The sequence below is a fragment of the Flavobacterium ginsengisoli genome (assembly GCF_029625315.1).
GTDB classification, from domain to species: domain Bacteria; phylum Bacteroidota; class Bacteroidia; order Flavobacteriales; family Flavobacteriaceae; genus Flavobacterium; species Flavobacterium ginsengisoli.
In genome coordinates, this window is record NZ_CP121110.1 from 330392 (window position 1) to 355611 (window position 25220).

Annotated in this window: 17 protein-coding genes; all 17 read left to right on the forward strand. The window is 35.7% G+C overall.

The features are described 5' to 3' along the window. Positions 1-233 precede the first annotated feature (233 nt). On the forward strand, positions 234-470 hold the full coding sequence (locus tag P5P87_RS01485) for a hypothetical protein (protein WP_278021291.1): 237 nt from the start codon (positions 234-236) through the stop codon (positions 468-470). After that, the gene (locus tag P5P87_RS01490; RefSeq protein WP_278021292.1) at positions 418-3330 is read left to right on the forward strand and encodes a DUF6298 domain-containing protein; all 2913 of its coding nucleotides are present in this window, start codon (positions 418-420) and stop codon (positions 3328-3330) included. Before P5P87_RS01485 ends, P5P87_RS01490 begins: the two co-directional genes overlap by 53 nt. Positions 3331-3486: 156 nt before the next feature. Next, a complete protein-coding gene (locus P5P87_RS01495; RefSeq protein WP_278021293.1) occupies positions 3487-4890 on the forward strand; it encodes a glycoside hydrolase family 140 protein in 1404 nt (467 codons plus the stop codon). Positions 4891-5121: 231 nt separating this feature from the next. After that, positions 5122-6690: a glycoside hydrolase family 28 protein gene (locus tag P5P87_RS01500; protein ID WP_278021294.1), complete on the forward strand. Its 1569-nt coding sequence runs from the start codon at positions 5122-5124 to the stop codon at positions 6688-6690. 43 nt (positions 6691-6733) lie between these two features. Then, positions 6734-7651 carry a glycoside hydrolase family 43 protein gene (locus P5P87_RS01505; protein WP_278021295.1) on the forward strand — a complete coding sequence of 306 codons (918 nt, stop codon included), beginning with the start codon at positions 6734-6736 and terminating at the stop codon, positions 7649-7651. A 180-nt stretch (positions 7652-7831) separates the two neighbouring features. Next, positions 7832-9697 carry a sialidase/neuraminidase family protein gene (locus tag P5P87_RS01510; protein ID WP_278021296.1) on the forward strand — a complete coding sequence of 622 codons (1866 nt, stop codon included), beginning with the start codon at positions 7832-7834 and terminating at the stop codon, positions 9695-9697. Positions 9698-9895: 198 nt separating this feature from the next. Further along, positions 9896-12676 (forward strand): glycoside hydrolase family 78 protein, encoded by a 2781-nt coding sequence (locus P5P87_RS01515; protein WP_278021297.1) that lies wholly within the window; start codon positions 9896-9898, stop codon positions 12674-12676. Between the two features lie 205 nt (positions 12677-12881). Further along, a complete protein-coding gene (locus P5P87_RS01520; protein ID WP_278021298.1) occupies positions 12882-13772 on the forward strand; it encodes a hypothetical protein in 891 nt (296 codons plus the stop codon). 31 nt (positions 13773-13803) lie between these two features. After that, positions 13804-14301, forward strand: a complete 498-nt coding sequence (locus tag P5P87_RS01525) for a hypothetical protein (RefSeq protein ID WP_278021299.1) — start codon at positions 13804-13806, stop codon at positions 14299-14301. Positions 14302-14555: 254 nt separating this feature from the next. Continuing rightward, positions 14556-16004 carry a glycoside hydrolase family 95 protein gene (locus tag P5P87_RS01530; protein WP_278021300.1) on the forward strand — a complete coding sequence of 483 codons (1449 nt, stop codon included), beginning with the start codon at positions 14556-14558 and terminating at the stop codon, positions 16002-16004. Beyond that, on the forward strand, positions 15994-16224 hold the full coding sequence (locus tag P5P87_RS01535) for a glycosyl hydrolase family 95 catalytic domain-containing protein (protein WP_278021301.1): 231 nt from the start codon (positions 15994-15996) through the stop codon (positions 16222-16224). The genes P5P87_RS01530 and P5P87_RS01535 overlap by 11 nt, the downstream gene beginning before the upstream one ends. After that, on the forward strand, positions 16208-17008 hold the full coding sequence (locus P5P87_RS01540; protein ID WP_278021302.1) for a glycosyl hydrolase family 95 catalytic domain-containing protein: 801 nt from the start codon (positions 16208-16210) through the stop codon (positions 17006-17008). Before P5P87_RS01535 ends, P5P87_RS01540 begins: the two co-directional genes overlap by 17 nt. Positions 17009-17194: 186 nt before the next feature. Beyond that, entirely contained in the window at positions 17195-18763 is a 1569-nt protein-coding gene (locus P5P87_RS01545) for an MGH1-like glycoside hydrolase domain-containing protein (RefSeq protein WP_278021303.1), read from the forward strand. 70 nt (positions 18764-18833) lie between these two features. Then, on the forward strand, positions 18834-19922 hold the full coding sequence (locus P5P87_RS01550) for a HEAT repeat domain-containing protein (protein WP_278021304.1): 1089 nt from the start codon (positions 18834-18836) through the stop codon (positions 19920-19922). 177 nt (positions 19923-20099) lie between these two features. Then, positions 20100-22850 carry a glycoside hydrolase family 78 protein gene (locus P5P87_RS01555; protein WP_278021305.1) on the forward strand — a complete coding sequence of 917 codons (2751 nt, stop codon included), beginning with the start codon at positions 20100-20102 and terminating at the stop codon, positions 22848-22850. A 143-nt stretch (positions 22851-22993) separates the two neighbouring features. Further along, positions 22994-24139, forward strand: a complete 1146-nt coding sequence (locus P5P87_RS01560) for a sialidase family protein (protein ID WP_278021306.1) — start codon at positions 22994-22996, stop codon at positions 24137-24139. A gap of 159 nt (positions 24140-24298) precedes the next feature. Continuing rightward, positions 24299-25183 carry a sugar phosphate isomerase/epimerase family protein gene (locus tag P5P87_RS01565; protein WP_278021307.1) on the forward strand — a complete coding sequence of 295 codons (885 nt, stop codon included), beginning with the start codon at positions 24299-24301 and terminating at the stop codon, positions 25181-25183. Positions 25184-25220: the final 37 nt, after the last annotated feature.

Here is a 25220-nt window from a genome sequence, read left to right on the forward strand (position 1 = left end):
GGAGAAATCTTCGCAAGAAACTCCGCAAAGTATGTCAATCTTTGTCGATTTAGCAACGAAGATTTCTCCTTCGTCGAAATGACAAGATTGGAGAAAATAGGATTTTATAAATTTATTGTTCCTTTAAAAGGTTAATTTTAAGAATCTAAACTCTGAAATTTAAATTAAGAAAAAAAGTGAATTTCGATCAATTAAAAAATATAGTTTCTTCTTTTAAAAACACATTTTCTTTAATGTGTATTACTCTGTTTATTAGCGGAAACATCACAGCCCAAAACAATTCCCCAGACATTGTAAAAACCAAAGAAGGCAAACTTTCTTTCACAGCTGATAATCAAGGAAATCAAATCCCAGATTTTTCTTTTGCAGGCTATAGAAACTCAGAAGTTGCCATTCCGAATTTGGATAACAAAATTTTTGTTTCGCAGACAAGAAGAAGATGCAACACAGAAAATCCAAAATGCAATTGATTATGTAAGTTCTCTTAAACCAGATAAATCAGGGTTTCGTGGAGCAGTTTTGTTAGACAAAGGAACTTTCAAAATCAGTGGAACATTATACATTAGAAAATCGGGAGTTGTTTTAAGAGGAAGCGGTAATACCGAAAACGGAACTGTACTTTTAGGAACCGGATTAGAAAGAGAAGCTCTAATTAGAATTTTGGGTGAAAATGATAAAGTGTACAAAGATTCATTTGAATTCGCAAACGCTTACACGCCACTTGGAACACAGAAAATCCAATTAAAAAATACATCAAAATTAAAAGTTGGCGAGGAAATCGAAATCAGCAAACCTTTAACGGATAATTTCATTAAAGAGGTTAAAATGCAGGATTTCGGCGGAGAAACTTCTTGGATTGGCTGGAAAAAAGGGGATTGGACGACAACTTGGAATCGTGTTGTAACCAAAATCAACGGAAACGAAGTAACGGTAAATGCTCCAATCACAATGTCTTTAGATGATGTTTTCGGGACTTCTAAAGTAACTGTTTATTCTTGGCAAGGAAGAACTGAAAATAACGGAATTGAAAATATCTTAATTAAATCAACCTATAATTCTTCAAATTTAAAAGACGAAGAACATAGATGGCAGGCAATCAGCATTGAAAATACCAGAAATGCGTGGGTAAAACAAGTTAATTTCAAACACTTTGCAGGCGGAGCTGTTACGATTTTAAAAACAAGTCAGCAAATTACAGTTGAAGATTGTATTGCTACAGAACCAATTTCAGAAATCGCTTCATTCAGAAGACATACTTTTTATACCGAAGGTCAGCAGACTTTATTCCAGCGTTGTTACTCCGAATTTGGATATCATGATTTCGCCGTGGGCGGATTCGGAACAACTGGACCAAATGTGTTCGTACAATGCGAATCACATTTGCCATTCGAAAACAGTGGCGCAATCGGAAGCTGGGCAACTGGAGTTTTATTTGACATTGCTAATATCGACGGAAAAGCATTAAGCTATAACAACAGAGAACAAGGCGGAAGAGGCGCTGGATGGACAGCCGCTAATTCTGTAATCTGGGAATCATCGGCTTCAAAAGTTGAATGTTATAGTCCGCCAACAGCACAAAACTGGGCTTTTGGAGTTTGGGGACAATTTGGAGGAAACGGACATTGGAAAAACGTAAACGAACATATCAGTCCAAGAAGTTTATTCTACACACAACTAGAAGCTAGATTAGGAAAACTTCCAGTTCAGCCATTTATCTATGATTTAGGTTCAGAAGCTTCTTCAAGTCCGAGTGTAGAAGTTGTCGCAGAATTGACTAAAAACTCTGCTACAACGGCAAAAAGTTTACAAGAATTGATTGCAGAAGCTTCAAAAGCAAATCCGATTAATACAGACATTAAAGGTTTAAAAAATGCAAACGATTTAAAAGTTGCATCAAATAAAACAGAAAAATCAACTTCTAAAGTAACTACAGAAAATGGCTGGTTAACTTTTGAAGGAAAAGTAATTGCAGGAAAACAAACGAACGTAGCATGGTGGAGAGGCGATTTAAGTGATGATTTCGTTAACAAATCAACACCACATATTACTCGTTTTGTACCTGGAAGAACAGGAAACGGATTGACAGATAAAGTACAGGAAACAGTAGATTATTTGACTAAAAATAATATCGTTGCCTTAGAACACAATTACGGTTTATGGTACGAAAGAAGAATGGACGATCACGAACGCGTACGCCGATTTGATGACGATGTTTGGCCTCCATTTTACGAACAACCTTTCGCAAGAAGCGGAAAAGATTTCGCTTGGGATCATTTAAGTAAATATGATTTAACAAAATTCAACGATTGGTACTGGAGCCGTTTAGCGCAGTTTGCAACGCTGGCAGAACCAAACGGACAAATGTTAATCAATCAGCAATATTTTCAGCACAATATTTTAGAAGCTGGAGCGCATTGGGCAAGTTCGCCTTGGCGTTCAGCAAACAATATCAACAGCACGGGATTTCCGGAGCCACCACCATACGCAGGAGACAAACGTATTTTTATGGCGGAGCAGTTTTATGATATTACGAATGCCGAAAGAAGAAAATTACACGAAGGTTTCATCAGAAAATCGTTCGAAAACTTTCAGGAAAACAGCAACGTAATTCAGTTAACAAGTGCCGAGTATACAGGTCCGTTACATTTTATGGAATTCTGGTTAGACCAAGCCCAAAAATGGAAAGACGAAACAGGAAAAAAAGGCTTAATTGGATTAAGTGCTACAAAAGACGTTCAGGATGCTATTTTAAATGATGCTAAAAGAAATAAAACCGTTGACGTAATCGACATTCGTTATTGGTATTACAAAGAAGACGGTTCAGCTTACGCTCCACAAGGAGGCGTAAATTTAGCACCAAGACAGCACGCCAGAAAACTAAAAACCGGAAAAGAAACCGATAATCAAGTGTATCGTGCAGTTAGAGAATACAGAGAAAAATATCCTGAAAAAGTCATTTTATATTCAACAGACGGTTCTTCAAGATTTGGATGGCCGGCTTTAATGGCGGGAGCTTCATTGCCAAATATTCCAAAAATCGAATTGCCTCAGTTTTATTCTGCTTTAAGCGAAATGAAATTAGTTGATGGAAATACGTTTTCAGATAATCTTTGGAAACTGGAAAATAAGGGAAAAAGCTATCTTTTTTATGTAAAAAAAGACCAAGATATTACAATCGATTTATCAAACGAAAAAGGAACATTTGAAGTATTTGCAATTAATGCAACAACAGGAAATATAACGAAAAAAGCAAATGTCAGCGGAGGAAAACAAATGGTAATCCCACAAGCTGAAATAAAAGAAAAAGTACTTTTCTTAATTAAGAAATAGTTAGCCACAGATTTCACAGATTAAAAGGATTAAAAATAAAATCTGCCTAATCTGTGAAATCTGTGGGAAAAAATATAAAGACAAAGCTTGGGAAATCCATTAAATCAGTGAAATCTGTGGCAAAAAAATAAGAACACAATTCAAAAACAAACCAAAATGAATCTGAAAATTAAATCTTTATACGCTCTTTGTATAAGCTTTATGTTGACAGCACAAAGCGGATTTTCGCAATCTGCCAAAACAAAAGCATCTCTGCCTGAAATCAAAGTATCTAAAAATCAGCATTATTTTGTAACCGAAAACGAAAAACCATTTTTCTGGCTTGGTGACACAGGCTGGCTAGCATTCGGGAAACTGGACAGAGTAGGAATTGAGAAATATTTTAAAGACAGAAAAGAGAAAGGATTTAATGTCGTTCAGGTAATGGTTTTGCACAACATCAATGCCGTTAACGTTTATGGCGATGCGGCTTTAATCAACGAAGACGTTTCAAAACCGTTGATTACGGCAGGAAATGATTTCAAAGATGCAAAGCAATACGATTACTGGGATCACGTAGATTACACTTTAGATGTAGCTCAGAAAAACGGAATTTATGTAGCGATGGTTCCAGTTTGGGGAACCAATGTTTCAAAAGGGAATAAAGTAAGCAAAGAACAGACAACAGAATACGCTCAGTTCTTGGCTAACCGATATAAAAACAGAACCAATGTAATTTGGTTAAACGGAGGAGATACACATGGAAACGAATTTCAGGATATCTGGAATGCTATCGGAAATACTTTAAAAACCAACAATCCAAACCAGTTAGTAACTTTCCACCCGTTCGGAAGAACCGATTCTTCAGAGAATTTCCACAACGAAAAATGGCTGGATTTCAATATGTTCCAATCAGGACACAGAAGATACGATCAGGATTCTATAAAAACGAATTTCAAAGAAGACAATTACAAGTTTGTACTAAGAGATTTCGAATTGAAACCAACGAAACCTACACTTGATGGAGAACCATCTTATGAAGGAATTCCACACGGTTTACACGATACTTTACAGCCAAAATGGACAGCAAACGATGTTCGCCGTTACGGATATTGGTCGGTTTTATCAGGCGGAGCAGGATACACATATGGGCACAATGCTGTAATGCAAATGTTCAGAAAAGGAGATAAACCAGCTTACGGAAACAAAGAATTATGGACATCAGCCATTAATGCGCCTGGAGCAAAGCAAATGGTTTATATTAAGAAATTAATGGAAGAAGTGCCATTTTTAGAAGGAGTTCCAGATGTTTCTTTAGTAGTTAACCAAGGCGAGAAATACGATTATATTCCAGCGATAAGAGGAGAAAAATACGCTTTATTATACACCTACAACGGAAGAATAATAGAAGTAAAACTAGGAAAAATTGCTGGTGATAAATTCGAAGCGACTTGGTACAATCCAAGAAATGGCAAAAAAACTAAAATCGGAACATTTGATAATAAAGGAACTCAAAATTTTCAGCCAGAAGGTAAAAAAGAAGATGGTAATGACTGGGTTTTGATTTTGAAGTCAAAGTAAAAAAAGTCTAGTATGTCCTCCTGAGCGAAGTCGAAGGACTGCAACGATTGGACACTGTAATTGACATTGCATGCGCCCTTCGACTTCGCTCAGGGTGACAAAAAATGAGAATAAAAACTCTCGCAGATTTTGCAGATAAAGCAGATAAAAATCATTTTAATCTGTGTAATCTGTGGTAGAAAAAAAATCTGCACAATCTGCTAAATCTGCGAGAGAACAAAAAAATAAACTATGAAAAACATACTAATAATACTCTGCTTTATAACCGGATTAAACACCACTTTCGCAAACGACGGCTGGTTAAACATTCTAAACGAAGGCGGAAACAACAAAGGAATAAAATGTACTCAAGCCATTCAGAATGCTATAGAAAAAGCATCTAAAAACGGCGGAGGAACGATCTTTTTCCCTGCGGGAGAATATTTAACAGGAGCTTTAACATTAAGAAGCAACATTACGATTCATTTAGATTCGGGAGCGCTTTTAAAGTTCTCAGAGAACTTTGATGATTTTCTTCCTTACGTAGAAATGCGTTACGAAGGAATTGTAATGAAAAGTTTCCAACCATTATTTTATGCAAAAGACGTAGAAAATATTACCATCACAGGAAGAGGCGTAATCGACGGACAAGGAAAAGCATGGTGGAATGAAGTTTACCGAATCGAAACAGCCAAAGAACCGCTTCCTCCAACCAAGTATCAAACTATGTGGGAAGAACAAAACAAAGGCCTTTACACAGAACCATATTATAAAAGAACAGTTGATAAAAAATTCTTTAGACCTTCTTTCTTTCAGGCTTACAATTGCAAAAACATTTTGATTGAAGGCGTAACCTTTAAAAACTCGCCTTTCTGGACCATCAACCCAGAATTCTGTGATAATGTAACCGTTACCGGAATTTCAATTTTCAATCCACATTCACCAAATACAGACGGAATCAATCCTTCTTCTTGTACCAATGTTCACATTTCAAACTGCCATATCAGCGTTGGCGACGATTGCATCACGATCAAATCAGGAAGAGATGGTGATGGACGTAAATATGGGAAAGCGACAGAAAACGTTACCATCACAAACTGCACCATGTTAAGTGGTCATGGTGGAGTGGTTATTGGAAGTGAAATGTCAGGAGGAATCAAAAAAATCACAATATCCAACTGTGTTTTCGACGGAACAGATCGCGGAATCCGTATCAAATCGGCTCGCGGAAGAGGCGGTGTTGTAGAAGATATTCGTGTCGATAATATCGTAATGAAAAACATCAAAGAAGAAGCAATCGTTTTGAGCCTTTTCTACGATAAAGGAACTACAGTTGAACCTGTAACCGAGAAAACTCCGATTTTCAGAAATATTCACATGAGCAACATTACAGCTTCAAACGTAAACAAAGCCGGACAGATTCTTGGAATTACCGAAATGCCAATTCAAAACATTACGTTCTCCAACATCAATATGGACGGAAAAGAAGGTTTTACAATAAGTACAGCCACAGATGTTGAATTTCATGATGTAAAAGTAAATGCAACAATTGGTTCCTCTTTCAAAATATCAGATTCAAAAAATATTATTTTAGACAATGTTGGATCTTCAACACCAATAAAAGATGTTCCGGTTATCAAATTAGATAATGTTTCGAATGCGTTGATCAACAATAATTTTCCATTCAATCCAACTGATATTTTTATCGAGGCGGATGGGAAAGACACTAAAAACATTTTCTTGAAAAACAATGTTTTAAACAACGTAACAACGAAAATCAAAAAAGGCACTTCTTTAGATAAAAAAGCAATTACAGAATAAAAACTGGTGAGCCAACTTTGACAAAGTTTAAACAGAATGAAACATGAAAAAAATATTCATCATAGTAACCCTTTCACTTTTTGCGATTAGTTATTCGCAGAAAAAGAAAGATTTATATCTTTTTACGTCGTTTAGAGAACCTGCAACAGAAGGTTTATATTTGGCCTATAGCGAAGACGGTTACAATTGGAAAGGATTAGAAGGATCATTTTTAAAACCAGAAATCGGAGCCAGTAAAATCATGCGCGATCCGTCAATTACAATAGGAGCAGACGGAACCTATCACATGGTTTGGACAACTGACTGGAAAGGCGGAAACGGTTTTGGCTACGCAAGTTCAAAAGACTTAATTCATTGGTCAGAACAGCAGTATATACCCGTAATGAAAAACGAGGCAGAAGTGGTAAACGTTTGGGCGCCCGAAATTTTTTATGATGATGTGAAAAAAGAATACATAATTATCTGGGCATCGACAATTCCGTTTCGATTTCCAAAAGGAGTGGAAGAAGAGAAAAATAATCACAGAATGTATTACGTAACGACAAAAGATTTCAAAACGTTTTCGGATACAAAATTATATTACGATTCCGGTTTCAGTGTAATTGATTGTGTGATTGTCAAAAAAAGCAAAAAAGATTATGTTTTGGTTTTGAAAGACAATACAAGACCTATGCGAAACATAAAAGTAGCTTTCGGAAAATCGCCTTTAGGGCCGTTTGAAAAACCTTCAAAACCTCTAACCGAATATTTATCTGAAGGTCCAACAGTTGTGAAAGTCGGTAAAAACTGGTTATTGTATTATGATAATTATGGCTCAAAGAATTATAAAGCGTTAAGCACAACAGATTTTGTTCATTTTGAAGATGTATCATCCAAAATTAGCCTTCCAGAAGGACACAAACACGGAACGATTACAACAATTTCAAATGAAGTTTTAAAAGGATTAATTGATAGAAAATAAAAAGAAAAGACCGCAAATTTCAAAGATTAAAATGATTTTATAGTATTTAATAATCAAAAAATAAATCTGCACAATCTGCCAAATCTGCGAGACTAAATTTTTCTCCCGCAGATTTTGCAGATCAAGCAGAAAAAAAATCTTTTTAATCTGTGAAATCTGTGGCAAAAAAATAAAATACCAATGATTACTTTCCAAAACATAAAAACCAACATCATTACAACAGCCACAATCCTTTTGGCATGTACCGCTGTAAATGCGCAGAACGATACTGTGCGTTATGTTGGCAAAACACTTTCAAACATCGATTACCATCACGGACAATTGAGTCCTGCCGTTGGAGTCCACGCTACACAAATCATGCGTGCAAGCCGTGAACATCCTGAAAAAGCAGATGGTTTTGGATGGACGTACAATCACCAGCCGATGATGGCGTATTGGAATAATACCTTTTATCTGCATTATTTAAGCGACCCATCAGGCGAACATATTCCGCCAAGCCAAACTTTATTAATGACTTCTAAAGATGGCGTAACGTGGACAAAACCTGAAGTAATTTTTCCAATTTATAGAATTCCTGACGGATGGAAGAAAGAAGGCGTTGAAGGCGTTGCCAAAAATCTGGATGCGATTATGCATCAAAGAATGGGCTTTTATACGTCAAAAGACAACCGACTTTTTGCTTTAGCCTATTACGGAATTGCAATGGATGAAAAAGATGATCCAAACGATGGAAAAGGAATTGGTCGTGTGATTCGTGAAATCAAGAAAGACGGTAGTTTCGGCGAAATTTATTTCATTAGATACAACAAAACTTGGGACAAATCGAAATCGAAATTCCCATTTTATACCGCATCAAAAGACAAAGGTTTGAAAAAAGCCTGCGAAGAAATCTTATCAGAACCTTTGGTTTTACAGCAATGGGTAGAAGAAGCCGATCGTGATGATGAATTAATTCCGTTACAGAAACCTTATAAAGCCTTTAGTTATTACCATTTGCCAAACGGAAATGTAGTAGGATTATGGAAACACGCTTTAACTTCAATAAGTAGAAATGGTGGAAAATCTTGGGATTATATGCCATTGCGTGCTCCTGGATTTGTAAACAGCAATGCTAAAATCTGGGGACAAAAAACGTCAGACAATCGTTATGCAACGCTTTATAATCCGTCGGAATATCGCTGGCCTTTGGCAATTTCAACAAGCGATGACGGATTAAATTATAAAGATTTATTATTGGTTCATGGAGAAGTAAGTCCGATGCGTTACGGTGGAAATTATAAATCAGCAGGTCCTCAATACGTTCGTGGAATTACAGAGAAAAATGGAACTCCGCCAGATGGAAAAATCTGGGTGGGTTACAGTATGAACAAAGAAGATATTTGGGTGGCTTCGATCCCTGTTCCTGTAACTTCGGTAGTAACAGAAAATGTAAATGACGTTTTCAATAATCTTCCTGACGGACAAGAGTTAAAATTGTGGAATACGTATGACCTTTCATGGGCATCAACCAAAATCGAAAAGAAAGCCGATGGTAAAAAATGGCTGACGTTAAGAGATCAGGATTATTTTGATTATTCCCGTGCCGAAAGAGTGATTCCTTTCGCATCAAAAATGGAAGCCGTTTTCACAGTAAAACCAGAGCAAAATAATCACGGTTTATTACAGATTGAATTCCAAAACAAACAAGGTTTGCCTTCCGTAAGATTGATTTTTGATTCGGATGGAGAATTAAAGGTGAAAAATGGTGCGCGTTTGAGTTCGGTTACAAAATACGAAGCAAACAAAGCATATACAATCACAGTTAAGTTAGATGCTAAAAACCGTCAGTACACTATAAAAGTAAACGATGGAAAAGAATCAACAAAGATATTTTACGCGCCAACAGACGGTTTCGAGCGAATCATGTTTAGAACGGGAGAACAGAGACATTCGCCAGATCCAGACACAGCGCCAGACACAGACGATTACGACGATCTGCCTCAAACCGGAAAATTAATCCCAGAAGCAGTATTCAATATCGAATCTTTGATTACTAAAAAGTTATAATTATTTTACCATTAAGAGATTAAGTAAATTAAGCTGAATGTTTTAGTTTAGTTATTACCATAAAGATATTAAGAGAATTAAGTGGAGTGCTTAATGAAACTTATTTTTAAGATTATAAAGTAGTCAAAGCTTAATTTACTTAATCTCTTAATGGTTTGAAAAACAAGTATCTCAATGGTTCAATTAAAAATTTATAAAGTGAATATTTCAAAATCCATATTAACCTTCATTTTTGTTTTTTTCTTTTTCATTTCAAATGGACAAATTCTGCCTGTACGTTTAACAACAGAAATGGCTGAAAATCCATTAGCAGTTGTCGAGAATCAGCCAAAATTAAGCTGGCTATTGGTTTCAAAAGAATCCAATGCATCGCAAGTTGCTTATTTGATTTTAGTAGCTTCATCAGAAGAAAAATTAAATAATGACGACGGAGATATTTGGAACAGCGGAAGAGTTAATACCGACAAAAACTTGCATATCGTTTATAATGGAAAACCATTAAAAAGCGAAACCAAATATTTCTGGAAAGTAAAAGTTTGGAATCAGTCAGGTAAAGTTTCTAAATGGAGTAAAACAGCTATTTTCAGAACCGCTTCGTTAGAATCAGATTTAAATCCAATTTGGATTGGGGCGATTACAAAAGCCGACAGTCATTTGCCAGAAGGAAGAAATTACCACACAGCCACTTTCAACAGAGAAAAAAAGATGTCCTTTATCAATGCTTCCGATTCTTTGGCAAGAAGAAGTATCATGTTACGTAAACCTTTCGAAATAGAAAAAGCAGTCAAAGAAGCTGTAGTTTACATTTCGGGTCTAGGACATTACGAATTGACTATCAACGGGAAAAAAGTGGGTAACAGTCAATTTGCGCCTTTGTGGACCGATTATGACAAAACAGTCAATTACAATGTTTATGAATTAAATGCAAAAGAATTTCAAAAAGGTGATAACGTAATTGGTGTTTTGTTAGGAAACGGAATGTACAATACGCTTGCTGAAAGATATACCAAATTCTTTGTGAGTTTTGGACCGTCGACTTTATTCTTCAAAATGAAAATCAAGTATAATGATGGTTCAGAAGAAATTATAAAGTCAGATAGAACTTGGAAATACAGCAAAAGTCCTATTACCTATAATAGTATTTTTGGAGGAGAAGATTACAATGCCAATCTAGAACAAAAAGACTGGAATCGTAAAGGTTTCAAAGATAGAGATTGGAAAAAAGTAGTGATTCAGGAAGCACCAAAAGGAGTTTTAAGACCTCAGACTGCATCGCCAGTTACCATTCAGAAACAATACGAAGTGCAAACCGTAAAAGAGCTGAAACCCAATTTCTATGTTTTTGATATGGGACAGAATCTTTCGGGATTTCCAACCATCAAAGTAAAAGGAAAAAGAGGGCAATCGATTCGTGTTTGGGTTGCCGAAGGTTTAAATGAAGAAGGCACAATTGCTCAGGGAAGATCAGGAAAACCATACTATTACGATTATACTTTAAAGGGCGATGGAGTGGAAGAATGGACGCCAAAATTTAGTTTCTACGGTTATCAATATGTTCAGATTGAAAATATTAATTATAAAGAAGATAAGAATAAAGAGTTTCCAACTTTGGTCGATTTAAAATCGAATTTCATTTACAATTCGGCTGGAGAAGCAGGAAATTTTGCTTGTTCGAATGAGATTTTCAATAAAACACACGAATTGATCAATAATTCGATTAAAAGTAATTTCCAAAGCGTTTTTACCGATTGTCCGCAACGTGAAAAATTAGGCTGGTTGGAAGAAATTCAGCTGAATGGTCCAGGTTTAATGTTTAATTACAATCTTCAGAATTTCCTTCCCGCAACCATGCAGAATATTTCTGATTCACAACGTGATAACGGCTTAATTCCGACAATTGTTCCTGAATATGTAATCTTTGGAGGCGATTTTACCGATTCTCCAGAATGGGGAGTTACAGGCGTAATTCTGCCTTGGATGTATTATGAATATTACGGAGATGCTTCACTATTAGAAAAATATTTTCCTGTAATGAAAAACTATGTGGATTATTTAGGAACAAAAGCAACAAATCATATCGTTTCACACGGATTAGGTGATTGGTATGATTATGGAACACATCCTGCTGGATATTCTAAAAATAGTCCGATTGCGCTTTCTGCGACTTCGCACTATTATTATGGAGCTTATTTAGTAGCAAAAGCATCAAAATTACTAGGTAAAACCGAAGATTTTGAGAAATACGATACATTGGCTTCTGAGATTAAAACGGCTTTCAACAAAGAATTTTTTAACGAAGAAACCAAACAGTACGGAACAAACAGCCAGTTTAGCAATGCTGTTCCGATTTTTATGGATATTGTGGAGCCTCAGTATAAAGAAGCTGTAATGCAGAATTTATTAGCAGATATCAAAGAAAAAGGAGATCGCTTGACAACAGGAGATGTTGGAAATCGTTACTTATTTCAGACTTTGGCAAGAAATGGCGAAAACGAAACCATGTACAGAATGCACAATCATTACGATGCGCCGGGTTATGGTTTTCAGATTAAATTTGGCTTGACTACTTTAACGGAACAATGGGATCCGAGAAAGGGAAATTCGTGGAATCATTTTATGTTAGGACAAATTGAAGAATGGTTTTATCAAAGTTTAGCTGGAATCATGTCTGATCCTGAAAAACCAGGATTCAAACATTTCTTTATTCAGCCAGAAGTAGTTGGCGATATGACTTTCGCGAAAGCGGACTATCAATCAGTTTACGGAAAAATCGCTTCTTCTTGGGAAAAGAAAGACGGCAAATTTATTTTGACAGTTCAGATTCCGGTGAATACAACTGCGACAATAAAATTGCCGGTTGCTAAAAATTCGGAAATAAAAATTGACAATAAAAAGGTTAGGGTAGGTTTTGATGAAAAAGCTCAAAAGCCTGTTTTGGAATTAGGATCTGGAATTTATACAATAGAATGTCAATTGTAATTATGAGTTATGAGTTATGAGTTTTGAATTGTAAATAAACTCGAAAAAGTAGAAAAAATCAATTGCCTCCAGCTTTAGCTGGAGGTTTAAAATAAAGCAAGTCACAAGGCTTTAGCCAAATGAATAAGTTCGGCTAAAGCCAATTTTAGAAATTAATTTGTTTTCCTCCAGCTAAAGCAGGAGGCAAATCAAAAAAAATGTAATAATGAAAAGAATAAAATACATCTTCTTAGTTTCCATTTTTGCTTTGACATTCGCCAATGCGCAAAGTACTTCTGACACTAATTTTAGAAAGCCTGTATCAGAAACACTGAAAAAAATAGAAACACTTTTTAACGTCACAATCAACGATGACAGAGGTTTGCTAAAAGGAAAAGAACTAGATTATGCCGATTGGAGAATTGAACCTGGAAATTTAGCGCTTTCGCTAACGAACATTCTAGCGCCGTTTGAATTGATGTATTTTAAACAACCCGATGGAACCTACATTATACGCAAATATGAAAACCATAAAGTTTCGGTAGATAAAGGAAAAGAACGCTTGTTTTACTTAGAAAGCCTTTACTCGACCAAAGAAGAATGGGAAAAACGTAAAACGGAGTTAAAAGCTTGTATGATTGAATCATTTGGTTTGGATAAGGCGCCCCCTACGCCAAAATCTAAACCACTTTTAACTCCAAAAAGAATTTACAAAGATTACAGTGTCGAAAATATTGCATTGGAAATTTTGCCTGGTGTTTATGCGACAGGATCGATTTACAAACCATATCCGTTAAATAAAAAAGCAACTGTTATTTTAACTCCTGACGGACATTTTGGCGACGGAAGATATAGAAAAGACGAGCAGTACCGTTGTGCTATGATGGCAAAAATGGGAGCAATTGTGGTAGGTTACGATTTATTTGCTTGGGGAGAATCGTTACTACAATTTCCAGAAGAAACACACAGAAACAGCATTGCATCAACGGTTCAGGTTTTAACAGGAATTCGTTTTTTGGATTATTTAGCAACGGTTAAGAATGCTGATATGACAAGAGTTGGCGTTACAGGTGGTTCTGGAGGAGGATCTCACACGATGTTTTTAGCGAGCAATTGATGATAGAGTTAAAGTTTCAGCTCCAGTTGTAATGGTTTCGTCTCATTTCTCTGGCGGTTGTCCATGCGAAAGCGGACGCGGAATTCACTTGTGTGGAAATGGAACAAACAATGCCGAAATCTCAGCGATGATGGCACCAAAACCGCAATTGATTGTCTCTGATGGAAAAGACTGGACATTGGCAGTTCCGGAATTGGAATTTCCTTTTATCCAAAGAACGTATGAATTGTACGGAAAGAAAGATTTAGTCGAAAATGCACATTTTGCAAAAGAAGGACACGATTTCGGAATCTCGAAACGTATGGCTTTGTATCCGTTTATGGCGAAATATTTAAATCTTGATTTGAATAAAGTGAAGAACGACAAAGGCGAAATCGACGAATCGACTTGTGTAATTGAGCCGAAAGAGAAGTTGTTGGTTTTTGGAGATAAAGGAGAAAAACTACCGAAGAATGCTTTGAAAGACATCAACAAATTATATGAAATGTTCGGAGAAAAAAATCTGAAAGTTTACGAGGTTAAGAAGTAATAGAGTTTGCCACTAATTTCACGAATTGGCACGAATTATTTTTTTGCCACAGATTACACAGATTAAAAGGATTTTTTATCTCCCTAATCTGCTAAATCTGCGAGAGTAATTTTTTTTCACGCAGATTTAGCAGATTTAGCAGATTTTTTAATCGGTGGAAATCCATTAATCTATGGCAAATAAATTAGAGAAATTGAAAAAAATTAAAAAAGAAATTAGTGCAATTCGTGTAATTCGTGGCTGAAAAAAATACTATGAAGTTAAAAATTAAAATAACGGCAATCTGTATCGGAATTTTTTCCTTGACAGCAACAGCACAAAATGACCTAAAATTATGGTACGATAAACCCGCATCAATCTGGAACGAAGCTTTACCTTTAGGCAACGGACGTTTGGGTGCAATGGTTTTTGGCGATCCAGCGGTAGAACGTTTACAATTGAACGAAGAAACCATTTGGGCAGGTTCTCCAAACAGCAATGCACATAATAAATCTATTAAAGCACTTCCAATTGTTCGTCAGTTAATTTTTGACGGAAAATTTGAAGAAGCGCAGGATTTGGCGACGCAAGATATTATGTCGCAAACTAATGACGGAATGCCGTATCAGACTTTTGGAAGCGTTTATATTTCATTCGCTGGACATCAAAAATATACGGATTATTACCGTGATTTAGATATCAGCAATGCTACGGCGAAAGTAAAATACAAGGTAAACGGTGTTGAATTTACGAGAGAAATTTTAACCGCATTTTCAGATCAGGTAATTGTAGTAAAACTTTCTGCTAGTCAGCCGGGACAGATTACTTGTAATGTTTTCATGAACAGTCCGATTGATAAGACAGTTGCATCCACAGAAGGAAATCGGATTATACTTTCGGGAGTTGGAACTAACTTTGAAGGTGTAAAAGGAAAAGTAAAATTTCAAGGCCGATTAACAGCTAAAAACAAAGGCGGTGAAATAGATGCCAGCAACGGTGTTTTAAGTATCAACAAAGCTGATGAAGTAATTTTATACATTTCTATTGCTACGAATTTCAAAAACTATCAGGATATTTCAGGAGATGAAATTGCGAAAAGCAAAGATTATTTAGCAAAAGCCGAAGTAAAAGATTTTGAAACGATTAAGAAAGCCCACGTTGATTATTACCAAAAATTCTTCAACAGAGTTGCTTTAAATTTAGGCTCAAATGATTTGATTAAGAAACCAACAAACGAAAGAATCAGGGATTTCTCTAAACAATTTGACCCGCAATTGGCGAGTTTGTATTTCCAGTTTGGACGTTATCTTTTAATTTCAAGTTCACAGCCAGGCGGACAGCCAGCCAATTTACAAGGAATTTGGAACGACATGGTCACTCCGCCTTGGGATAGTAAATACACAACAAACATTAATGCCGAAATGAATTACTGGCCGGCACAAGTAACCAATTTGCAGGAAATGCACGAACCTTTTGTACAAATGGCAAAAGAGTTGGCTGTAACTGGTGCAGAAACTGCCAAAACAATGTACAATGCTAGCGGTTGGGTTTTACATCACAATACCGATATTTGGCGTGTAACTGCTCCGGTAGATTCAGCTGCGTCGGGAATGTGGCCGACGGGTGGCGCTTGGGTTTGTCAGGATTTATGGGAAAGATATTTATATACAGGAGATAAAAAATATTTAGCAGAAATTTATCCAATCATGAAAGGTGCTTGCTGATTTCTTTTTGGATTTCATGGTGATAGATCCAAACACAAAATATTTAGTTGTTGTTCCTTCAAGTTCTCCTGAAAACACACACGCAGGCGGAACAGGAAAAGCAACAATTGCATCAGGAACTACAATGGATAATCAGTTGGTTTTTGATTTATTTACGCATGTTATGGAAGCTTCGGCTTTGGTTTCTCCTGATGCTTGCTTATGTGAAAAAAGTAAGTGATGCTTTGGCAAAAATGCCACCAATGAAAGTCGGAAAACACAATCAGTTGCAGGAATGGCAGGAGGATTGGGATAACCCGAAGGACAATCACAGACACGTTTCGCATTTGTACGGATTGTATCCAAGTAATCAGATTTCGCCAATTAAGACGCCTGAATTATTTGAAGCGACCAAACAATCTTTAATTTACAGAACAGACGAATCTACAGGTTGGTCAATGGGCTGGAAAGTGAATTTATGGGCGAGATTATTAGACGGAAATCATGCTTATAAATTAATTCAGGATCAATTGCATTTGGTAACAGCGGATCAAAGAAAAGGTGGCGGAACGTATCCGAATATGTTAGATGCGCATCAGCCATTTCAAATTGACGGAAATTTTGGATGCACAGCCGGTTTTGCAGAAATGTTAATGCAGAGTCAGGAAGATGCGATTCATTTATTGCCTGCTTTGCCAAGCGTTTGGAAAGATGGAAGCATAAAAGGGTTAGTGGCAAGAGGTGGATTTGTAATTGATATGACTTGGAAAAATAATAAAGTTTCGGAGTTAAAAATCTATTCGAAAATAGGGGGAAACTGCCGATTGAAAGTTGAGAATAGACTGAAAGGTTCTTCGCTTAAAAAAGCAAAAGGAAAGAATCCGAATTCGTTGTTTTACGATGTAGAAGTGAAGAAACCGATTATTTCTAAAGAAGCAAAACTGCCTAAAGTGCAATTGCCAACTTACAATATTTATGATGTAAATATGAAAGCAGGGCAGACGTATACTTTTTCGGGGAATTAATTTTTTGAACCATATAAGTTATTTAAGAAAATATAATAGCACGTCATATTTGTCATTTCGACGAAGGAGAAATCTCCACAAGTAACTCCGCAAAGTGAGTCGCCAATCTTTGTCAAATTTCTAACGAAGATTTCTCCTTCGTCGAAATAACAAGATTGAGTAAAAAGAATAAAATAAAAACAGAATATGTTACAACATTTCAAACATAAAATAATTACGCTTTCAGTTGTCGTTGCTTGTATAAACAGCAGTTGCAAATCGACTGTGGATCATTCGCAAAAAGGAAAATCGGTTATTTTAAAAGAAGAAAACTTCAAACATTATGTTGATTATTTCAATACAATGGAAGATGAAAATTTGAAGTTTGCAATTCCGAATGACAGCGCTTGGACCTGGATGGAAAAGAATATTCCGTTGTTTGAATGTCCACAGCAGAATTTTGAGGAAATCTATTATTTCCGTTGGTGGAGTGTTCGAAAACATATTAAAAATACACCACAGGGATTTGCAATTACAGAGTTTTTGGTAGATCGTTCGTATGCCGATAAATACAATATGATTAGTTGTGCTTTGGGGCATCATATCAACGAATTCAGATGGGTTCACGATCCGAAATACATTGAGCAGGATGTGAAAATCTGGTACCGAGGAAATGATGGAAAACCAATGAACAAATTGTATAAATTTAGCAGTTGGACAGCCGATGCTTTATACAATCGTTATTTGGTGAATAAAGATGAAAAATTCTTATTGGATTTGTACCCAGACATGGTTACAGATTATGTCGTTTGGGAAAAAGACCGTCAGAGAAAAGATGGTTTGTTTTGGCAGCATGATGTGAAAGATGGAATGGAAGAATCTTTAAGCGGAGGAAGAAAAGTGCAAAATGCGAGACCAACGATTAACAGTTATATGTACGGGAATGCTATAGCAATTTCTAAAATGGCTGAGTTGAAAGGCGATAAGGAAACAGAAACCAAATTCAAAGCGAAAGCTGACGTTTTACAACAATTAGTCGAAACCAAATTATGGAATCAGAAAAGCGAATTTTTTGAAACTTTAACAGAAAAAGATACTTTAGCACAAGTTCGAGAAGCAATCGGATTTATTCCGTGGTATTTTAATCTTCCAGAGCAAAACAAAGGATTTGAAAAAGCCTGGGAACAGATTAAGGATGAAAAAGGATTTTCGGCTCCGTTTGGTTTGACAACGGCTGAAAGAAGAAGTCCAAGATTTAGAACACACGGAACAGGAACCTGTGAGTGGGATGGTGCGATTTGGCCATTTGCAAGTTCGCAGACTTTAACGGCTTTGGCGAATGTTTTGAATAATTACAATCAGGATTTTGTAGCCAAACCCGATTATTTCAAACAAATGGAATTGTATGTTCAATCACAATATTATAGAGGAAAACCTTATCTTGGCGAGTATTTGGATGAAACAACAGGTTATTGGTTAATGGGCGACAGAGAAAGAAGCCGTTACTACAATCACTCGACTTTTAATGATTTAGTGATTACGGGTTTGGTTGGTTTACGTCCGAGAGCAGATGAAAAGATTGAAGTAAATCCATTGATTCCGCAAGAAAAATGGGATTGGTTTTGTCTTGACAATGTTCTGTATCACGGCAATATTATTACCATTCTTTGGGACAAAACTGGAGAAAAATATAAAAAAGGAAAAGGTTTTAGAATCTTTAAAAACGGAAAAGAAATTGCAGTTTCTGAGAAATTGGAGAAGTTAGTTTCTGAATAATTTTAAACCCGACAGGTTTTTAAAACCTGTCGGGTTTAGCAGATAAAATTGATTTAGTTTAGAATAAAATTTGGAGAAAACAGTATTAAATTATTCAATCAAAGGTGGTGTATTTCATATTATATGGAATATGGTATTTGTGGTTTTAGGGATTTACTTTTTATCACTTATAAATGTTGAAAAATTTGCATTTAAATTTAGCAATTTAGTATTGCCAATTGTTGCTGTTTTGTTTATCGTCGTTTATGGAAAAAAGGCGGTAATGACTCTTTTTAATTTTCATAAAAAAATAATATTCTCACAAGAAGGATTAGAACTTAATGAGATTTTTTATGAATGGAAAGATATTGTATTTCCAAGAGTTATTGTCAAAACAGAACACACGGCAAAGTACAATTTGTCATACAAGGAGTTTTACCTCACTTTTGTTTATAAGCAGAAAACGATCGAAATAAAAATAGATGATTACGATGTATCTGAAAATGAAATTAAAGAACTTCTAAAAAAATATACTCCAAAGTTTACACCAAGCACTATGAGCGAAAATAAAATAGTTTACCAACCGATACATGATTTTGACCAGATCATCACTTTAGATGAATATTATGATCTTGAATATGAGGAATCTGAAGAAGCCATTAAAGACATTCAGAAATTAGCTGTAAAAGATCTAGACTCAGTAAAGCGTTTTTGTGAAACCAATATTTATGCACAGCCTGATAAAGTTAGGTTTGTCTATTACGCATTAAGTGAGGATGAAGATCTTGATAAATGGGCAGATTTTCTTTCGGATGAATTCAGAAGGGTTTATCAAATAGGATTAGAGCAAAATGAAGTAAAGGAACTTTCTTCTGTTATTAATGAGATTATTGTCGAGACAATAGATTCTTATCCTGCAGAAAGGGTTAGAGAAATACTGCTAAAGGGTTTAGATCATAAAGAATTTGAAACTCGCTTGAATGCCTTGGAATTTCTTCCTGACTGGATTGATGAACAGGTTTTAAAGAGTAATCCATCTATAGTATCGAAGCTGAGACAAAAGCTGAAAGATCCAGAATGGAAAATACGTTGGGAAACAAGTAAGTTATTAGAACGGAATAAAATAGCGTTTGAGAGTTTAAACGTATTGGATAAATTAAGACGATTTATTAATCCTTAACAATCTAGTTGTGAGCTTCGGAGAAGCATAATATTTATAGCATAATATATATCCAAATGATAAAAAGCTCCAGCGGAGCGATACCTATAGAAAATTATGTCACTCCGCTGGAGCTTATTGAACTTGTTATTATAAAATCTATAAATATATCGTCCCTCTGGGACTGAAAATAAAATCATGAAAAAGTTTTTTTTACATCTTACCTTAATCATTTCACTTTTCACAGTTTCGGCGAAAGCCCAAAACAAAATCATTGTGAGTGATTTAAAATGCGAAATGCTGACCAATCCTGAAGGAATTGACGTTTTACAGCCAAGATTAAGCTGGAAAATTAAAGCAGATATTAATGATGTAAAACAAACTCATTATCAAGTTTTAGCATCGTCATCTTTAGAAAAATTAAATGCAGGAGACGCAGATTTATGGGATAGCGGAAAGGTACAAAGCGAGGAATCTGTAAATGTAATTTATAATGGAAAAAAGCTAAAAGACCGACAAGATGTTTATTGGAAAGTAACGGTTTTTACCAATAAAGGAGAAGTTCAATCAAAAGAAACAGCACATTTCAGCATCGGAATTTTGACTTATGCTGATTGGAAATCAACACGATGGATTGGTTATGAGAAAACTTCTCCTGGAGATAGTATTTCGCAATACTCTCGATTATCAGCGAGATATTTAAGAAAAGAAATCAACTTAAAAAAGAAAGTCAAAAACGCCAAGGTTTATATCATGGGAATGGGCTTGTACGAGCTATACATTAACGGAAATAAAATTGGAGATCAGGTTTTAGCTCCCGTTCCTACGGATTATACGAAGAACGTGAAATACAATGTTTTTGATGTGACTTCGCAATTGCAGGAAGGTAAAAATACGTTGGGAACGATTTTAGGAAACGGACGTTTTTTTACGATGCGTCAAGATTATAAGCCCTATAAAATCAAAACTTTTGGATATCCTAAAATGGCTTTGCAGTTGTTTGTAGAATATACAGATGGAAGTAAAGATGTGATCAGAACCGATGATACTTGGAAAATCACAACTGACGGTCCAATTTTATCCAACAACGAATACGATGGTGAAGAATATGATGCCCGTAAAGAAATGAAAGGCTGGAATACCATTAATTTTAATGATAAAAAATGGCTTTCGGCAGAATATGTGCAAGAACCAGGCGGATTCTACGAAGGACAGATGTCGGCGAATATGAAGGTAAAACGCGAAGTAAAACCTATTTCGATAAAACAAACATCAAAAGGAACTTATATCTTAGATATGGGGCAAAATATGGTGGGCTGGTTGCAATTGAAAGTAAAAGGAAACGCTGGAGACAAAATCACCATGAAATTTGCTGAATCTTTACAGCCAGATGGTTCGTTGTATATTGCGAATTTACGTGATGCCAAAACAACTGATATTTATACTTTAAAAGGTGAAGGAGAAGAAGTTTGGGAACCTCGTTTTATTTTTCACGGATTTCGATTTGTGGAGATTTCAGGTTTGAAAACAAAACCAAGTTTAGAAAATTTCGTTGGGAAAGTCGTTTATGATGACATTGCCACAACAGGAACTTTTGATTCTTCAAACCCAATAATGAATCAGATTTTTAAAAATGCTTGGTGGGGAATCAGTGGAAATTATAAAGGAATGCCAATCGATTGTCCGCAACGAAATGAGCGTCAGCCTTGGTTGGGAGACAGAACAACGGGAGCTTATGGAGAAAGTTTCTTGTTTGATAATCAAACGTTATACGCAAAATGGTTAGATGATATTAAAAATGCCCAGACTATCGATGGCGGAATTCCAGATGTGGCACCAGCTTTCTGGCGTTATTATGGTGATAATGTGACTTGGCCGGGAACTTATATTACAGTTGCCGATATGTTGTATCAGCAGTTTGGAGATAAAAAAGTGGTTGAAAAACAATATCCGTCTATGAAAAAATGGATGGATTACATGGAAGAAAACTATTTGGTTGACGATATCATGATCAAAGACAAATATGGCGATTGGTGCGTTCCGCCAGAATCGTTAGAATTAATTCGTTCGAAAGATCCTTCACGTTTAACCGATGGCGAATTGATTTCTAGTGCGTTTTATTATCAGCTTTTAAATATCATGAAAAAGTTTGCTGTGATTGCAAATGCTCAAAATGATATTAAACATTATGATGAATTAGCTTCAAGAATTAAAAAAGCATTCAACGCTAAATATTTTAATGCGACCAAAAATAATTACGCCAATAATACGATAACAGCCAATTTACTGCCTTTAACTTTCGGAATGGTTCCGAATGAATTAGAGCAAAAAGTTTTCGAAAATCTGGTACACCAAGTGGAAGTGACAAAAAACGGTCACGTAAGCACGGGAGTTATTGGAACCCAGTTTTTAATGCGAACATTAACCAATTTTGGTCGTGGCGATTTGGCTTTTAAACTGGCCTCAAACAAAACCTATCCAAGTTGGGGTTATATGGTCGAAAATGGCGCGACAACCATTTGGGAACTTTGGAACGGAAATACAGCAGATCCAGCAATGAATTCGCAAAATCACGTCATGCTTTTAGGCGATTTATTGATTTGGTATTACGAAAATATGGCGGGAATCAAAAGCAATCCTGAGACTCCGGGTTTCAAACAAATTATTATGAAACCAGATTTTAATGCTGGATTGACTTATGTAAATGCTTCATACGAATCGATTTACGGAACAATTAAAAGTGATTGGAAAAAAGATAAAAAAGCTTTGGTTTGGAATATTACGATTCCAGCTAATACTTCTGCAATTGTGTATCTTCCTGCGACTGATATTTCGGCTATTTCAATCAATAAACAGAAGCTGGATAAGACTTCTTATACTTATTCGGTAGAAAAAAATCAAATAATTGTCACACTTTCGTCAGGAAATTTTGCTATTAGCGTTAAATAATCTGCATTTTTAATAATTCGGGACAGTACAGGATACATTGTTAATTTTTTGGTGTTATTTTTACACTTATTAAATATTTTTACCTAAAAAAATGTTAGGTATGTATTTATAGTCAAAAAAAATAATTCATAATTTAATTAAGAATGAAGTTAGCAAAATTAGCATTTGTCTTGTTTGGACTTTTCCTTTTAGGAAGTTGTAAATCGGCTTTAGAGAAAAAGACTTGGAAAGAAGGAATTTTAGTAGATGAATTTATTTATGATAAAGCACCTTATCCGTCTTGCCACGCCGTTACAATTGTCGAAGCTACAAATGGTGATTTAGTTGCCTCATGGTTTGGTGGAACTCACGAGAGACATCCAGATGTTTGCATTTATGTGGCCATTAAACCAAAAGGAAGTGATAAATGGGGAGAAGGTGTAAAAGTTGCCGATGGTGTGATGAAAGAAGGGCCGAGATTACCAACTTGGAACCCAGTTTTATATCAAATTCCGGGAGGCGATTTAATGTTATTCTACAAAATAGGTCCAAAACCATCGGAATGGTGGGGTGTTATCAGAACTTCATCTGATGGCGGAAAAACTTGGTCCGAGGCTCAGAAAATGCCAGACGGTTTCTTAGGCCCAATCAAAAATAAACCAGTTTTATTAAGCAACGGAACTTTATTATGTCCGTCAAGCATTGAAGGCGACGGCTGGAGACTTCGTATGGAATCTACTCCAGATTTCGGAAAGACTTGGGTAATGGGCGATACGCTTCCAAGAGGAAAACAAAAAATCAATGCGATTCAACCAAGTATTTTATTCCATAAAGACGGAAGTATTCAGGCTATTGGAAGAACTAGAAACAGAGCTATTTTCAGCACATTCTCAAAAGATAACGGAAAAACTTGGTCGGATGTAGAGTTAATCGGACTTCCAAATAACAATTCAGGAACTGATGCTGTAACGTTAAGAGATGGTAGACATTTATTAGTTTACAATCACGTTCTTCCTCCAGGAAAAGAAGCAAAAGGGCCAAGAACGCCTTTGAATGTTTCGGTTTCTAAAGACGGAATTCATTGGAACGCTGCTTTAGTTTTAGAAGATTCAAAAATCAGCCAATATTCTTATCCTTCAATGATTCAAAGTTCAGACGGAATGGTGCATATTGTATATACTTGGAGAAGAGAAAAACTGAAATATGTAAAAGTTGATCCAAGTAAATTAGTGGCGCTTCCAATTAAAAACGGAATCTGGCCAGGCGAAGAAGGAAAAGTAGTTACAGCGGTAAAAGCCGAAGAAGAGTAAAATAAATTGAACCATTAAGAGATTAAGAAAGTTAAGTTGTTGTATCTATTTATTCTTTTAAAAAGAACATTAAGCTTAATTTTCTTCATCTTCTAATGATAATAATAAAAAGTATTGAAGCTTAATTTCCTTAATGCCTTAATGGTAAAACCAATTAACATGAAGCTAAATAAAAATTTAATTGTTGTATTGTTTGTTACTTTATCAACGACATTTAATAGCTGTGCAACGGCGCAGTCTTCCAATAAAAAGCAAAAATACAAAGTTGCTGTTTGTGACTGGATGATTTTAAAAAGACAAAAATTAGGTGCTTTTGGTTTGGCAGCTGAAATAAAAGCGGATGGAATCGAACTGGATATGGGAGGTTTAGGAAATAGACCAACTTTTGACAGCAAATTGGGTGATCCAGTTGAAAGACAAAAATTCTTAGATAAATCGAAAGAAACTGGCGTTGGAATTAGCTCAATTGCGATGTCTGGATTTTATGCACAGTCTTTTGCTACAAGAGAAATCACACCAATGATTACGGATTGTATCAAAGCTATGAAAGACATGAAAGTAAAAGTGGCTTATCTTCCGTTAGGAACACAAACTGATTTGGTTAAAAATCCAGAATTACGTCCAGAAGTGATTAAAAGATTGCAATGGGCAGGAAAAAAAGTCGGTAAAATAGGTGGAGTAATTGCGATTGAAACTTCTTTGGACGCGACAGAAGAGAAAAAACTTTTAGATGAAGTAGGTTCAAAATATATTAAAAGCTCTTTCAATTTTGCGAATGCTTTAGATAATAAAAGAGATATTTCATCAGAATTGAAAATATTAGGAAAGAAATACGTAGCACAAATTCACGCTTCCAACACCGATCAGTTTTGGTTAGAAAATGACAAAGCGATCGACATGCCAAAAATCAAACAAACTTTGGATGAAATGAAATGGAGCGGATGGCTAATTGTTGAGCGTTCTCGCGACGTGACACAAGTACATAATGTTAAAGCCAATTATGGAGCAAACGTGGCTTATTTGAAGAAAATTTTCCAGAATTAAACAATAAACAGTGATCAATATGTAATCGTTAAACAAC

What these genes read in the sequence shown, in the direction of transcription:
- P5P87_RS01505 (WP_278021295.1), top strand. Translation starts at nt 6,734, where the DNA reads ATGAAAAAAATATTCATCATAGTAACCCTTTCACTTTTTGCGATTAGT.
- P5P87_RS01495 (WP_278021293.1), top strand. Translation starts at nt 3,487, where the DNA reads ATGAATCTGAAAATTAAATCTTTATACGCTCTTTGTATAAGCTTTATG.
- P5P87_RS01545 (WP_278021303.1), top strand. Translation starts at nt 17,195, where the DNA reads ATGTTACAACATTTCAAACATAAAATAATTACGCTTTCAGTTGTCGTT.
- P5P87_RS01520 (WP_278021298.1), top strand. Translation starts at nt 12,882, where the DNA reads ATGAAAAGAATAAAATACATCTTCTTAGTTTCCATTTTTGCTTTGACA.
- P5P87_RS01555 (WP_278021305.1), top strand. Translation starts at nt 20,100, where the DNA reads ATGAAAAAGTTTTTTTTACATCTTACCTTAATCATTTCACTTTTCACA.
- P5P87_RS01525 (WP_278021299.1), top strand. Translation starts at nt 13,804, where the DNA reads ATGGTTTCGTCTCATTTCTCTGGCGGTTGTCCATGCGAAAGCGGACGC.
- P5P87_RS01485 (WP_278021291.1), top strand. Translation starts at nt 234, where the DNA reads ATGTGTATTACTCTGTTTATTAGCGGAAACATCACAGCCCAAAACAAT.
- P5P87_RS01565 (WP_278021307.1), top strand. Translation starts at nt 24,299, where the DNA reads ATGAAGCTAAATAAAAATTTAATTGTTGTATTGTTTGTTACTTTATCA.
- P5P87_RS01500 (WP_278021294.1), top strand. Translation starts at nt 5,122, where the DNA reads ATGAAAAACATACTAATAATACTCTGCTTTATAACCGGATTAAACACC.
- P5P87_RS01510 (WP_278021296.1), top strand. Translation starts at nt 7,832, where the DNA reads ATGATTACTTTCCAAAACATAAAAACCAACATCATTACAACAGCCACA.
- P5P87_RS01530 (WP_278021300.1), top strand. Translation starts at nt 14,556, where the DNA reads ATGAAGTTAAAAATTAAAATAACGGCAATCTGTATCGGAATTTTTTCC.
- P5P87_RS01560 (WP_278021306.1), top strand. Translation starts at nt 22,994, where the DNA reads ATGAAGTTAGCAAAATTAGCATTTGTCTTGTTTGGACTTTTCCTTTTA.